The sequence below is a fragment of the Microcoleus sp. AT3-A2 genome, assembly GCF_036705685.1.
Taxonomy (GTDB): domain Bacteria; phylum Cyanobacteriota; class Cyanobacteriia; order Cyanobacteriales; family Microcoleaceae; genus Microcoleus.
This window is the reverse complement of the sequence record NZ_JAUBVF010000043.1, coordinates 1-14,383: the sequence shown is the minus strand read 5'-3', so window position 1 is coordinate 14,383 and position 14,383 is coordinate 1. Positions and strand designations below refer to the sequence as shown.

The window sequence follows — 14,383 nt, the reverse complement described above, 5'->3', positions numbered from 1 at the left end:
TCGCCATGAATCAAGCGATATTAAAACCAGTCACCTTCGATGAATTTATTGACTGGTATCCTGAAAATTCGGTAAACCGTTACGAACTGCACAATGGAACTGGATGCGATCGTTTTGGACAGGTAAGGGACGGACAGCGAACCGAGATGGAAAAAGGAATCTATCATTACAATGGGTAGTTCTGCCCGGCTAATTGTCGAAGTTGTTAGTACCAATTGGCGGGATGATTATGGCTATAAATTGGTTGACTACGAAGCTTTGGGCATTTCTGAATAATGGATTGCGGACTATTTGGGACTTGGCGGGCTACGCTATATTGGCAACCCCAAACAACCTACTTTTTCTGTTCACCATTTAGTTGACGGTGAGTATCAAGTCAGTCAGTTTCGGGGTAGTAAGAGGGTTTTGTCGCCCACAGTTGGGCAGTTAAATTTGACGGTTAAACAGATTTTTAGCGTCGGCAGAGATACGGTAGAAAATGCGAGGCTTGAAGATAGTTAGTTGAGGGTATTTGTACCACATTTTTTCTCAGTTTGTAGTGAATACTTCTGTCCTATAACTGGGAATGAAGCAGGACAGAAGTCATTATGAACCTTAACTATTGATTTTCAGGATCCTCATTTTCAGCCGGATCGGGGATGTCTGGTTTCTGTTCTGGTAAATATTTTTCTGGCAGGCTTTCGGCGACTCCTAGAGATTCATGTTTTTCATGGATAGCAGAATCGATTGCTGCTAAGGTTTTAGGGCTGGCACTCCACTGGTTTAGAATATCTTTAATTAGGGCTTCCCTAATCCAAACTTGAGCTACAACGGTGAGGGGGAGAGCTAGCAATAAGCCTAAAAATCCAAAGAAGGTCGCGAAGAATACTTGAGCTATTAATGTTACTGCTGGCAGCAGTGATACTTGCTGTGCCATGACGTAGGGGGTGAGGACGTTGCTTTCAAACTGTTGAATTAGAAAGTAAAGGATTAGGACAAAACCTGATTGTAAGGGAGAATCTAAAAGTGCGATCGTCATTGGCGGAATGACGCTTAGGGTGGGGCCTATATTGGGAATTAGGTTAAGAAATCCTGCTACTACAGCGTGAGCTAGCGGTAGGGGGACTTGCAAGACCGACAAACCAATTAAGCTCAAAAAAGCAATCACACTCATGCTAATGAGAGCGCCGATGACCCATCGGCCGAGAGCTATTTCGCATTCATCTAAGATGCCATCGACTCGTCGTCGATAAAAAGAGGGAAATAGTTGGATGAATGCTTGGCGGTAAGATAGAGGTTCTGCTAATGTCATCAAGGTCAAAGCTATGACTAGCAAAAAGCTGAGAATAACGCCTAATGTGTTGCCGACAAAGGCTCCTGCACCGCCGACGAGTTGGTTGAATAAAGGTTGCAGTTGTTGCATGATGTCGTTAACATCAAGATTGGGCAGCCGCTGACCAAATTGTCCTGAAAAGCTACCCTCAAATTGATCAATCCACTGATTTAATCTTTCTATTCCTTGAGGGGCTCTTTGGGTAAGTTGTTGAAACTGTTGGGTAAAGGGCGGTACAATTATCAGGAATAAGCCTACGAATACGAGGATGAGGAAGCTAACTGATAAGAGTACAGCGATCGATCTTTTGAGTCCGAATTTTTGCAAGTAGCGTGCTAGTTTGTTTAAGGCGGTGGCTAAGACGACGGCGGCAAACAGCAACAGTAGGGCCTGCCTGATTTGCCACAGGATGTAACAAGATGCGATGAGGGCTAATAAGCCCATCCACTGTCCTAGCTTCATTAGATTTTAGATTTTAGATTTTAGATTTTAGATTGAGGAATAGGGTATTGGGAATTGCTGCTTGGTAATTGTTCAGCAGCCCAGAAGCGATGAATCGCATCTCTATAAGATACCTTAGATGCGGGCGATCGCATCTTTAATCAGATACCCCTACTCGGACATCAGTATAAGCAGCCTCCTCAATTCCCTTTTGCGAACACCTGCTGCGCTGTCAGCTTCAATTCTGGGAAAGTTGGGGACTCAATACCCTCGCCGCCTTTGAACAGTTTGACTTGGTATTCCCCGTCAATTAGTTGGTAAACCGAAAAAGTAGGTTGTTTGGGGTTGCCAATAAACCGTCGGCCGCCCAATCCTAGATAGTCTATAATCCAATATTCTTGAATACCCATTGACTCATATGCCTCAAGCTTTAGGGCATATGAGTCACCCCAATTAGTGCTAGTTACCTCGACGATTAGGGGGACTGATGAACCCATTGTGATAATTGATGATTTCTCCCATCGCGGCTCGTTTCCAATGGTTTGTTCGTTAAGTACAATAATATCTGGTTCATATCCCGATTCCTCGCGCATGGGTTTGATGACGCATTCTTTGGGGATGAAGTAGGGCAAATTGAGACGCTCAATCTCTATTCCGACTTTCAGTGCGGTAAAATCGGCCACTTTAGAATGTTTACCTGTTGCTTTTGGTCTCTCAACAATTTCTCCATTGTGTAATTCGTAGCGGTGTTCTGAATTTTTAGGATACCAGTTAATGAATTCATCGAATGTTACTAATTCAGGTATGCTTTGAATCATGGTGAGTGCCTCAACTTTGGTTTTGATGGTTGTGCTGGGCCGGAATTGATAGGGGAGATGGACTTGTTGTTAGTATCTTCTTAAGATTAAAAGTGGTGCCAGTCTTCTGTAGAGATAATTCAGCGCTAGCCCAAAAATAAATTAAATTTTTAATAAAACACTTATTTAAGTCTTTCTAGAACAATTTGTTTATAAAAAACCTCTAACGCAGTCACGCAAACTTTATCGTCAAACACAGCATCTTGTCGCTGACTCATGCGTTGTGCAATGTCTCGCCGCCACTGTGAGTCTAGACCTAACTTGACACCAATTTGAATATATTCCTCTTCGTTTTGGGCAATTGTGTCTGTTACTCCCAGCATTTTTAGAAAGCTATAAGCGTGAAGTCCCCGCATAAATTCTCCCGGACAGGTGACTATGGGTAAATTGCAAGCGATCGCCTCTAAAGATGTATTTCCCCCCGACCAAGTAAAAGTATCTAAGAAAACATCGGAAAGAAAGTTAATTGCTATGTACTCTTGTCGAGTTGGAATTGCTCGAAATAGACAGTAATCTTCGCTGTCAAGATTAACACCAGCAAAAGCACGCTTGAGCCGTTCCTGCAGCAGTTCGCCGCGAGGAAATATAAACTGAGCTTGCGGAACGCGGCGGGCAATTTCTGCTAAAATGAAATCATATTGCGGTAAGTATTTGAAAGGGGCTTGGCAGCATAAATAAATTACTGCATCTTCTCTGAGGTCAAAATCTAAGCGACTGTGGTTTAATTTACCGACGGTTGGTTTTGGGTAGGCAACGCCAATATTCGGCAACTTAATTAAGGTTTCTGAGTAGTGCAATTGTGCATTTTCCGGTTCCATCAATTCACTAGAAATAAAATAATCAATCGTCGGTAAACCAGAGGTGACAGGATGTCCCCACGCCGAACATTGCACGGGGGCAAGGCGCAAAGCTGCTATTTGTATAGTTGGTGCGTCCATGCCGATTTCTGGGAAGACCAAGATATGCAATTTGTCATCAATAATTTGTTGACATACGGCTTCTAGGTTGTGAGGAATGTGGTGAAATCGATCGCTGTATTGGCGAAATTGTTCTGTAATTGGGTCGGGATCGTTACCCGTGTAGTAACAGTAAATTTCAAATTCTTTATGGTTGCAATAACGCAACCAGCCAGTTAACCATAAAGTGCCACTGTAAGAATGCAAATAACTAGAAATATAACCGACTCTAATTTTGCCATTTTCCAGCAGTGGAGGCATTGATTGTGGTTGCACCCACTGCGGATAGTTAGCGGCCATAACTTGATGGACTAAATTAGCATACTTTGATTGCGATTCCACAACATTGTGAGCCTGATATGCTAGGTAAAAATTAGTGAAACTACTAAAACCCCGCAAAGCATTAATTTTGTCTTCTGGAGTTTTTAGGGAGGTTTGCTGAATTAATTTTTCTAATTTGAGGACAAATCTTTCCCTGTAAAATTTGATTTCATCTGATGTGTTATAAACAATCGGCAAGGTTAAGTGTTTAAAGAGTTGAAAAACATATTCATTCGGCAGTATTTTCGTTGCTATTTCTGCACTTGATATAGCTTCTTGAGTGCGTCCGTTTTGCTGGAAAATTTTGATGATTTGAAAGTGCAGTTGTCCTGCTGTTGGGTAATGGTGGATGCCTGATTCAATAATCACGATCGCTTCTTCGATTCTGTTGAGGTTTATTAAACACTCGCTTAAGTTACCATACAGTTCTATATCTCCTATCTGGGATACTAAAAACCTTTGATAGTGCTTAATGGCAGCTTCGTATCTTCCTTGACGATAGAGTTTGTTGCCGAATTCTGTCAACGCTAATGCTTGGGAATCAACAGTTATATCGCTAAGTTGTTCCTGTTCCACTACTGGAATTTCTGCGTTTCCAGACTCTGCTATTGCTTGGTGATTTTCCGCATTCAACTTAATTCGATATTGAATCTGTGGCAAAATATCCTGCCACTGGCTTCGATTGAGGTTTTCCAATAAAATAATTTCTGGTTCGCAGCTAGTATCTAAATCTTCTTCCATGAAAAGATTCATCACAATCGCTGATAAAATTAAATTGGCATCTAACTCTGATTTTTCTAAAGGTTCGCTCACATCTATTAAAAGAGTTAGAAAATCGCTATCGCGATGACTTACCAGACTCTTAATAATTAGTTCTAACTCTAAATAAAGAGATTCTTCTGGTTGGTTCCAATCAGGAAAAATCAGCAAATTTAAGGGTTTCAGATTTAAGGTGGCTACATCCATGTGATTGTCTGTCTCATCTATATTGCTGGGCATTGAGGGGTTTTGGTGTGAGTGTTCGATCGCCCCTAGCTTAATTTAACTCGTCTTTGGGCGCGATCGCCCTCCATCCCCTATCTTGGCTGTTGGCGCGATCGCCAGCCGAGGATGGCAGCCATGATGATACTGGGGGTAAAGACGGCGATCAGGGCGTTGAGGTCGGTAGACGGGATCGATAAGCTAGGCCCTGCGTACTTGATGGCCAGGGAAAGTGCGGCGGAGAGGGAGAATACTTTGAGGATGGGGCTGATGTTGGTGTTCATGGAGGTGGTCGTTGGTTGGGCGCTCGGTTTTCAGACTATTATTGCAAGTATGTGTTGCGTGTGGGTGGGCGATCGGCTATTTTCTGAGATACTAAGGTAATTTGCCAGCGTTGAGTGTAATTGAAAATGGATCACCAAAATTTAGAGTTAATAGAAAACATTCGCCAGCAATTTGACAATACTCCTTTTCCCAGAATCCCCCTAGAACAATCTCCCCAAGACAACAGTGAATTCCTCTACCTTCATAATCTTGTCACTGCTTACTACTTCAGAAATAGAAGAGTTATTAATACAGAAGGTAAAGTTATCCTAGATGCGGGATGCGGCACGGGTTATAAATCCTTGGTTTTAGCTATAGCCAATCCGGGAGCGAAAATAGTAGGCATCGATTTATCCGAAGAATCTGTGAGACTAGCTGAGCAACGTTTACAGTATCATGGCGTTGCTAATGCAAAGTTTTATGCTTTGAAAATAGAAGAATTACCCAGTTTAGGCTTACAGTTTGACTATATCAATGCTGACGAAGTTCTGTATCTCTTGCCCGACGCTGTTGCTGGATTGCAAGCAATGAAATCGGTTCTGTCTCCAGACGGAATTATCCGCACCAACCTTCACAGTTCAAATGGTAGAGCTGGAGTATTTCGCGCTCAAGCTGCTTTTAAAGCAATGGGATTAATGAATGGATCTCCGGGAGAATTGGAGATAGAAATAGTCCGGGAAACAATGGAAGCATTACAAGATGAAGTAGGGCTTAAGGCATTCACCTGGAATTCCGAGCGCGCGCAGGATGAGGGATGGATTATGGCTAACTATTTATTGGTGGGTGATAAAGGTTGTAGCATTCCTGAAGTGTTTGGAATGTTGAGAGGTGCTGATTTAGAGTTTATCAGTATGGTGGCTTGGCGCAGGTGGGAGTTAATGGATTTGTTCAAAGATCCAGATGATTTGCCTCCGTTTTTGGCGATGAGTCTGCCAGAAGCTTCTTTGGAAGAGCGGCTGCATTTATTTGACTTGTTACATCCCCTGCACCGTTTGTTTGATTTCTGGTGCGGCAATCCCGATCGAACTCAGGCTTTTGTGCCAGTTGCGGAATGGACTCAGGCCCAATGGCGGGAAGCACGGGTACACCTGCACCCTCAACTGAGGACTTCCCAGATTAGGGAAGACTTGAGTAATTGCATTGACAGCCAGACGGCGTTTGAGATTAGCCGTTATATTATTGTGCCAACTCTAGCGCCGGTGGCGATCGACAGTACAATGGCCGCTTGTTTGCTACCTCTTTGGGAGGGACCGCAGTCTGTGGTGTCGCTCATGCAGCAGTGGCTCCAAATCCGCTCGCAGATCGGTTTTAACCTAGAGTCTGTTAGTGATGAGACTGTCTTTGAGGAAGTCAAGGAACTGTTGATTAGGCTGGAAGTCTTTCTGTATCTACTTTTGGAGCCTTAGAGCCAGGAGGTGAAAAAAAAATAGTTTGGGGTGATATTAAAGCGCCGATAACTGGGTAAGTTACATATAAGAGTTAGAAATCGAGCATCCCACCCCTCACGGAGAAAAGACTTATGAAGACTGAATTTAAAGCCAAGTTCCTGCAACACATCAACAAAAGAAGACAGGATCAAGGTTTCACCCTGATTGAACTGCTGGTTGTTATCATCATTATCGGTATTCTTTCCGCTATCGCCTTGCCCGCCTTCCTCAGCCAAGCTAATAAAGCCAAGCAGACAGAAGCTAAGCAGTATGTCGCTTCAATTAATAAGGGTCAGCAGGCTTATTACGCAGAGAATCCAAGCTTTGGGACTAGCGTTGCAGTTTTGGGTCTGGGTCTCAAAACTCAAACCACTAACTATCTCTACACTTTAACAGGTACGACAAATGCTGCTACCTCCCTGGCAACCCCCGTTGGTGCGACTCTCAAAGGATATGCAGGGGGAGTCGGGTTGATTGCTGCAGGTGAGGCAAACACCACGCAAAGCATACTTTGTGAGACTACTGGTTTTGGTGCTCCAACAGTACCTACTTTGACTGGGGTGACTGAGGTAACTTGTGGTGCGGCAAACATGACACAAGTTACCAAGTAATTGCTAAGTCTAACAAGTATGGCTGATTAACGGGAGCGGGTAGAACTTTATGTACTACCTGCTCTTATTTATTGTGTAAAAACTGTTTTAAACTTATTGGTCTATGGTTTCTAGTGATTTATCGACTGTAGGATCTGATTGGCAGGAAAAAACTGATCAATTGCTGCTTCAAGGAAATTACGTTCAGGCTGCAAAGCTTTATGAACAGGCAATTGAAGATGAACCAAGTGTCAAATCCCACTACTGGCAGTTAGGATTGATGTTGCTATTGCAAGGACAAGAGGTAGAAGCTCAGACTACCTGGCTGTTGGGAGTGGCGGAGGGAGAATCTGAAGAAATAGAGTGTTGGACTGAGGAATTAATAGAAGTTCTGCAAACCGAGGCGGATAGACAGCGGGATCTGGGTAACTATGCGGTGGCTTGGGCAATTCGGCAGCATATCAGGGAAATTAATCCTACAGATATCAACAACCTGTTGCATTTGATCGGGCTGTCCACCATGCTTGAGACTTATACAGGAGAGGAATTCGTAGATATAGGCGTTATTGAGCTACTAAAGTCAGAACAAGCGAATGTGGTAGACTTTGAGCTATTGATGCAAGTATTGAAGAATGTTTTAGACAGGGCTCCTTTTTATCCGTCATCCTTTGACTTAACGGAAGCTTGTACAGCCCATGTCAAAGACCCCCTGACTTTTTTGAGCCTTTTAATACCCTTTGTTTATAAGATTTCTTACTCGGCAAAGCAAGCTGAGTTAGCAGCACGCTTCACTGAGTTAGCCTTGCGTGTATCTCCTCAACATCCAGAATTACTGGCTACTTTGTCTTCTTTCTATCAAGATATTAGCGAGTATACTAAAGGAATAGAAACTGCTAAGTTTTGCTATTCAGTTATGGAAGACTTAGCAAGTAAAGTTTATGCTAATTTCCTGCTCGTGCGCGGTTTGCTCGGAGCGGGCGGCTATTGGGATGAATTTTGTTTAGCCTTGGAAACGCAGAAATCCCTGTTAGCCTCCTTGATAGAGGAGCAACCGACCTCCCTGATTCAGTGTACTAATGTTCGTTTATTTATTTGTGTGTTCTTTTTCCCATACTTTCAGGATATCCCACAGGAAAATATACGAATTCGCCGTCAATTAGCTCAGTTGGCTCAGTTAAATGTTGAAAATTATGCAAAGGAGAAAGTGGAGAAATTTCGCCAGCGGCGATTGCCCCTTATCAAGATTGATCCTCCTAGTAAACGTTTGAAGATTGGATATCTGTCTCATTGCTTACGCAGCCATTCTGTGGGATGGCTTGCCCGGTGGGTGTTTGAGTACCGTGATCGAGATAGCTTTGAAGTAAATGCTTACATGCTTGGCTCTGAAATGAGTCACGATAAGCTAGAAGATTGGTACATTAGCAAAGTTGACAAAGCTTATAAACTAGGATTAGATAGTCACGACACTGCTGAGAAAATTTACGAAGATGAAATAGATATTTTAGTCGATCTCGATAGTATAACGCTGAGTAATTCTTGTGAAATTATGGCCCTTAAACCAGCACCAATTCAAGTAACTTGGCTAGGGTGGGATGCTTCGAGTGTGCCAACTATTGATTACTATATTGCCGATCCTTACGTCTTGCCAGAGTCGGCTCAGGAATACTATACGGAAAAAATCTGGCGTTTGCCTCAAACTTACATAGCAGTGGATGGTTTTGAAGTTGGGGTGCCAACCCTCCGGCGCGATAGTTTGGATATCGGCAGTGATGCTGTGATTTATCTTAGCGCTCAGAGGGGATATAAGTATCATCCTGATACAGCACGGCTGCAAATGCAAATTATTAAAGCTGTACCGAATAGTTACTTTTTAATTAAAGGTATGGCGGATCAACAATCAATCAAAAAGTTTTTTGTCGAAGTTGCAGAATCAGAAGGAGTGGGAGCTGATCGCCTGCGATTTTTAGCATTGACAGGATCGGAGACCGAACACCGAGCTAATTTGGGCATTGCTGATGTGGTACTCGATACCTATCCCTATAATGGAGCTACAACAACTATGGAAACGCTGTGGATGGGCGTTCCTTTAGTGACGCGAGTGGGAGAGCAGTTTGCGGCCCGCAACAGCTACACGATGATGATGAATGCTGGTATTTCCGAAGGGATTGCTTGGACTGATGAAGAGTATGTCGAGTGGGGGATTCGCTTAGGGAAAGATCCAGTTTTGCGGCAGCAGATATCTTGGAAACTGCGACAGTCTCGACAAACGGCTCCGTTGTGGAATGGTAAGCAATTTACACGAGAGATGGAGAAAGCATACAAGCAGATGTGGCAAATTTACGTTGAAGCTGGAAATTGATCCATTAGGAATAGCAGAGGGAAAAATTACTATGACGAACAATGAAATTCCTAGAAGTTCAATGTTTGGGTCATTATGGAATGCAAAGCAGTTGGGTTTTGAACCGGAAACAGTTATTGACGTAGGTGCTGGATTAGGCACATTTGAAATTTATGAAGCTTTTCCCAAATCAAAATATCTCCTGATCGAACCCATAGCAGAAAACGAACCATATCTCAAAAAAATTTGTCAATATCTTGAAAGAGCCGACTATATAATTGCTGCTGCTTCCAAAGAAGCAGGGCTTGTACCTCTTCAAGTGAATTTGAGTAACTTTATCCACTCTTACATCTCAGAGGAGGGCGAGGCTAGCTCAGAAACTTTTGAACTCAGGACAATCCCGGCCGTTACTCTGGATGAAATTTGTAGAACTCGCCAGTTAGAAGGGCCGTATTTAATCAAAGTTGATGTAGATGGTAGAGAACTGAATGTCCTAGCAGGTGCTACTCAAATTCTGCAAAATACAGAGTTGGTAATTGTAGAAGTTACTTTATATGTATTAGCTAGATTTGATAAGATGTGCGCTGTGATCAAGTTTATGAAAGACCAAGGTTTTGTAGCCTACGATATTGTCGATTTTCAGTATCGACTTTCAGACGCAGCTTTATTTCAAGTTGATATGGTTTTTGTCAAAGAATCAGGTCAGTTTACACAAGAATCCCGTTATCTAGTAGGAAAGGAGCAGGAAGAAATATTGAGGACGCATTTGAAAGCGTATCGAGAAAACTTAATGGCACAGGTCGAAAATTTGATGCCATTTGAAGTTTCACAAAAAACTGGATTGATCCAAGCCGAAACTATCCAGCAGCAAGCCTATCAAAACTTCATTCAAGGAGATTACAGTGGAGCTGCCAATCTCTACGAACAAGCTATTGAAGCTGAACCCGATAATAGGTCTTACTATTGGTATTTGGGGTTGGCGTTGCTATTAGACGGACAAGAAATAGAAGCTCAGGCGACATGGCTGATGGGGATGACGGGAGAAGATAGCGAACAAGTCGAGCTCTGGACAAAGGATTTAATCCAGGTCCTGCAAGCAGAAGCGGAGCGACGGGGAAAAGTTGGAGACTATGGAATTACTTGGACAATCCGCCATCATCTACGGGAAATCAGTCCGACAGACATTAATAATCTATTGCATTTGATTAACCTGTCTATTCTGATGGGGAGCTATACAGAAGCTGATCTCGATTCTTTGGGCGTAATCAAGCTTGTGAAGTCGGATCAATCCTCTGAAGTAGATTCTGGCTTATTGCTGCTAGTTGTGAAAAATGTTTTAGAATACAATCTTTTGCACCCACTTTCGAGAGAATTATATGAGCAAGCGGGGACCAGGCTTTTTGGAGCTAGCCCACCGCAGGATACCCTTAAGAGGGAGAACTGATTTCATTACGGGAGTGGCTGATAATTAAGCTGTCTAATTGATGAGTGGGAATGTGTTGGGCTTGTACTCTGGCGATCGCCTCTCTATTCTCATTTTCCAAAACGATCCGACCGTAAAGCCGAGAGATGAGTATTTCCCGCTGCATTTGGCTCAACTGTCCAATCAGTGAAATTTCAGGCCCGTCAGATACATCTAAATCTTGTTCTATCAAAAGATTCATCGCTACGCCAGACAAAGCGAGATTGGCATCTTCCTCAGAAACATTGCTCGTGTCTACCAGCAATGTCATCTTACTTTTGTCTGGGTGATTTGCGATCGCGCCGATCGCATTCGTCAACTCTTGAAATAAAGTATCTTCCGATTGACTCCAGTCTGGGAAAATAATCAGGTTTATTGCTCTTAAGTTCAGGTTGTCGGTCAGAACAGTTGCTTGTTGGGAGCGGAATACTTCTTGAAACAGATTTCCCATTTGAGCCGAGTAAGTACGGCTGTCTAAAAATTTGGGATTACTCTGCATTCGCTGCTCGATCAAATTGCTATTTTGTTGGCGCAATTCACGGTTTGTACCAAGTGCGATCGCCAACTCGATATATGACTCTTCATTTTCCGCAATCAACTCATCAAGTTGCAGTTCTTTCAAAAGCGCCAATCCTACCCTAGACCTAAAAGTGCTGCCTCCCATAGCAACTGTTGGCAGACCAATCGTTAAGGGATCTAGCAGGGATGTTGCACCAGCAAATGGATAAGAATCTAAATAAACATCACCCAGCTTCAAACGTTCTAATACATCAGCGCGGTTCGGCACACAATCAAGAATGATTAACTGCTCTTCGCTCAAACCATACCGGGCAAAACTAGCAGCTAAACGCTTCCCAAAAGCGGCAACTGCGTAATTTGAAGACCAGTTAGGATTAAAGGGATAAAGAACCAGCTTTGAGTTAGGTGTACTAGCAACTATCTTTGTCCAAACTGCTTCTACTTCAGGAGTAATTTTGTAAAAATTAGAACCCGAAATATAAACTACAGCATCCTCAGCAATCCCTAATTTTTCTCTATTAACGCTGATGGTAGCTGTAAGCTGTTCCTCTGTCGCAAAATCATAACAGTGAGCCGACCCATCTAATGTAAGTAGGGTCTCTGTATAATGCTGCTGAGGAGCATTTTCTGGTTCGCTAAATAAGCCTGAAACATAGTAATCTACATGACGCATCCCAGTAGTGATGCAGGAACATACATTAGCAATCTGTATCCGCGCCAGCCGATGCAAAGCCAGCAATGCTATGGAATTAGCGCCTGCTGTAACGTTGGTGGCAATCAGAATAACATCCAGGTCTCCATCCCGAATAGTTTGAACTTGACTCGGCAAATCTTGGGGCAGTAAAACCCTAGCATCAGCGTGACCACCGCAATATCGCTCCAGTCTATGATTGCCTGCCTGTACCGTGTAAAGAATAATTTCAAATAAATCTCTATTTAAGTGCTTGTAAACGGGCAGTGTGGCAAAAGTTTCAGTCTGTGGCTGAAAATGGGCTGCCAAAATTCCTAGACGAATTTTGTTTCTTTCGTGCAACCTCTCAGGAAAATCCCAATCAATTTGGTGTCCACCAATTTTTAAGACAAACTCCAGTATCTCAGCACGCTTTTGACAGATATCTTTCAGATTCTGACTATTAAAGTAAACCGGAATGAAGTTAGCATTTTGATAAAAACTAACAGCCACATCCTGCCACAGTTGTGATTCTTGGTTGCTCAAAATCTTCTCATGGAGGTAATCTACCCATTCTTTGGCATAGTGATAGTAACTGTCTGCTTCTCCAACTTCCTGAAATAAAGCTGGAGGCTCAAACATGAATGTCAGATAGTTATTGAGCAACCATTGGGGAATCCGCAGAATGTCATGCTGCAACGGCAACTGAGCGGCAGGCCGGTACAGCATGGCTACTAACAGATAAGGGATAGCTTTCGGAGCATCAAATCCTCTAGAAAGCTCTGCTGCTACTTCATCCAAAAACCTCTGTTCTGTATCTGTAAGTTGTTCATTTTTAATCCCGCTGTTGAGCAAAATTCGATGCGCTTCTCCTAATTCTCCCAAGTAAGCGCTTTCAAGTTCACCTTCTGCTAAATTCAGCCATAAATCAGCAACTTTTTTCCTACTAAAACGCAAATCTTGTACTGCCGAATTTTCATCGAGATTTTTATGATAGTTTTCACAGGACACTCGAACGGTTGACAATAGAGATTCTGTTGCTCTCTCAGCCCGACTTTCGGTTTGATTTTCTGTTGCCGTTAATTTGATCGAGTCTTCACCTACAGATACATTTTTGTCTACTTTCTCTCTGCTTTTTTGATAAACTGCTTCTTTCTTTTTGAATATCAAAGCAATAAATGTGTATTCTATCCCTTGCCAAATAATAGTCTGCTCTGAACAGCTAGGAATATTTATATCTTCGTTTAAGGAAAATCCATAATCTTGAGCTATGTTAATTAACTCTTGTATATCTGCTTCCGAAAATACTTTCCAGGGCAACCCCAGAGGATTAATTTCCCCAACATCTTGTTTTTCAGCCCAATAATCAGTCGTCAAGAATAGTAATCCATCTTTTTTTAGAATTCTGTTAGCTTCATTAAATAATTCTTTCAAATCTACGCCATGTTCTATTACAGAAATACTAATTGCCACGTCAAAAAAATCACTTTCAAAAGTGGTATCTGTAAGATCCCCCTTATAAAGATTAGCTGGGAAATTTCTACCTCCAGTGAATTCTAGATCAAAATCTATGCCATATAGGTTTGTGAATCCAAGGCTAATCAACAAAACCAGAGTACAACCTGGACTGCATCCAAGATCAACAATTCGAGAATTCCTATTTTCCGAGGCAATAGTTTCGTAAAGTAGGGACAAGTCCCAATTTTTCCGAGTGTCTGAGTGTGTTGGGAGACCTTTGCGCTGTAGGCGGAGAGTTGCGTCGCCGATTTCTTGCCAATTTTTCAGAACTTTAATCATAAAACTCACTTGTTTCCTATTTTCTATTGCTTTGCTAGTCACCAATACATAAATCGCTACTTGGAGGTAGGTTTAGTATTTAATTATTTCAATGTTTGGGAGAGGAAATATCATCCCTATTCCTTTATTCAAAGATTCTTGCTCGCGTTTGATAAATTCTGCTTTAAAGTGCCAAGGTAAGACTAGATAATAATCCGGGTTCATAGCCCTTGACTCCTCTTCACTGATAATGGGAATCTCAGTTCCCAGAGTATAAGCGCCATATTTATCTGGGTTTCTCTCCGCAGCAACATCTATAATTCGATGATCAATTGTTAGAGTCGATAGGGGCATTTCTACCCCTACCTCTCGTTCAGAACGGAACGTGATGCTTTCGCATCATTCCGCT

The 14,383-nt window shown here is 42.5% G+C and carries 10 protein-coding genes and 1 pseudogene; 5 read left to right on the top strand and 6 right to left on the bottom strand.

Translation table 11 applies throughout. The features are described from left to right. Positions 1-5 precede the first annotated feature (5 nt). Positions 6-501 (top strand): annotated as a pseudogene (locus QUB37_RS20825) (Uma2 family endonuclease). Positions 502-598: 97 nt separating this feature from the next. Here QUB37_RS20825 and QUB37_RS20820 read toward each other — a convergent pair. The 4 genes from QUB37_RS20820 to QUB37_RS20805 form a co-directional block, all read right to left on the bottom strand. After that, on the bottom strand, positions 599-1,774 hold the full coding sequence (locus tag QUB37_RS20820) for an AI-2E family transporter (protein ID WP_333165619.1): 1,176 nt from the start codon (positions 1,772-1,774) through the stop codon (positions 599-601). A gap of 179 nt (positions 1,775-1,953) precedes the next feature. Beyond that, positions 1,954-2,571, bottom strand: coding sequence for a Uma2 family endonuclease (locus QUB37_RS20815; RefSeq protein WP_333164492.1), 618 nt, complete (start codon positions 2,569-2,571; stop codon positions 1,954-1,956). Between the two features lie 161 nt (positions 2,572-2,732). Beyond that, complete coding sequence (locus QUB37_RS20810; protein WP_333165616.1) at positions 2,733-4,886, bottom strand: O-linked N-acetylglucosamine transferase family protein; 2,154 nt, start codon at positions 4,884-4,886, stop codon at positions 2,733-2,735. 77 nt (positions 4,887-4,963) lie between these two features. Then, complete coding sequence (locus QUB37_RS20805; RefSeq protein WP_333165613.1) at positions 4,964-5,152, bottom strand: hypothetical protein; 189 nt, start codon at positions 5,150-5,152, stop codon at positions 4,964-4,966. Positions 5,153-5,278: 126 nt separating this feature from the next. On the opposite strand from QUB37_RS20805, the gene QUB37_RS20800 reads away from it, so the two are divergent. The 4 genes from QUB37_RS20800 to QUB37_RS20785 all read left to right on the top strand — a co-directional run bounded on the left by QUB37_RS20800 (position 5,279) and on the right by QUB37_RS20785 (position 10,991). Continuing rightward, entirely contained in the window at positions 5,279-6,598 is a 1,320-nt protein-coding gene (locus QUB37_RS20800) for a methyltransferase domain-containing protein (protein ID WP_333165611.1), read from the top strand. Positions 6,599-6,711: 113 nt separating this feature from the next. Then, positions 6,712-7,230 (top strand): type IV pilin-like G/H family protein, encoded by a 519-nt coding sequence (locus QUB37_RS20795; RefSeq protein WP_333165608.1) that lies wholly within the window; start codon positions 6,712-6,714, stop codon positions 7,228-7,230. A 103-nt stretch (positions 7,231-7,333) separates the two neighbouring features. Beyond that, entirely contained in the window at positions 7,334-9,568 is a 2,235-nt protein-coding gene (locus QUB37_RS20790; protein WP_333165605.1) for an O-linked N-acetylglucosamine transferase family protein, read from the top strand. Positions 9,569-9,599: 31 nt separating this feature from the next. Further along, positions 9,600-10,991 carry an FkbM family methyltransferase gene (locus QUB37_RS20785; RefSeq protein ID WP_333165604.1) on the top strand — a complete coding sequence of 464 codons (1,392 nt, stop codon included), beginning with the start codon at positions 9,600-9,602 and terminating at the stop codon, positions 10,989-10,991. Here the strand turns inward: QUB37_RS20785 and QUB37_RS20780 are convergent. Together QUB37_RS20780 and QUB37_RS20775 are read right to left on the bottom strand one after the other, a co-directional pair. Continuing rightward, on the bottom strand, positions 10,975-13,995 hold the full coding sequence (locus QUB37_RS20780) for an O-linked N-acetylglucosamine transferase family protein (protein ID WP_333165601.1): 3,021 nt from the start codon (positions 13,993-13,995) through the stop codon (positions 10,975-10,977). The genes QUB37_RS20785 and QUB37_RS20780 overlap by 17 nt on opposite strands. 72 nt (positions 13,996-14,067) lie before the next feature. Continuing rightward, the gene (locus QUB37_RS20775; RefSeq protein ID WP_333165598.1) at positions 14,068-14,328 is read right to left on the bottom strand and encodes a hypothetical protein; all 261 of its coding nucleotides are present in this window, start codon (positions 14,326-14,328) and stop codon (positions 14,068-14,070) included. Between the last annotated feature and the right edge of the window lie 55 nt (positions 14,329-14,383).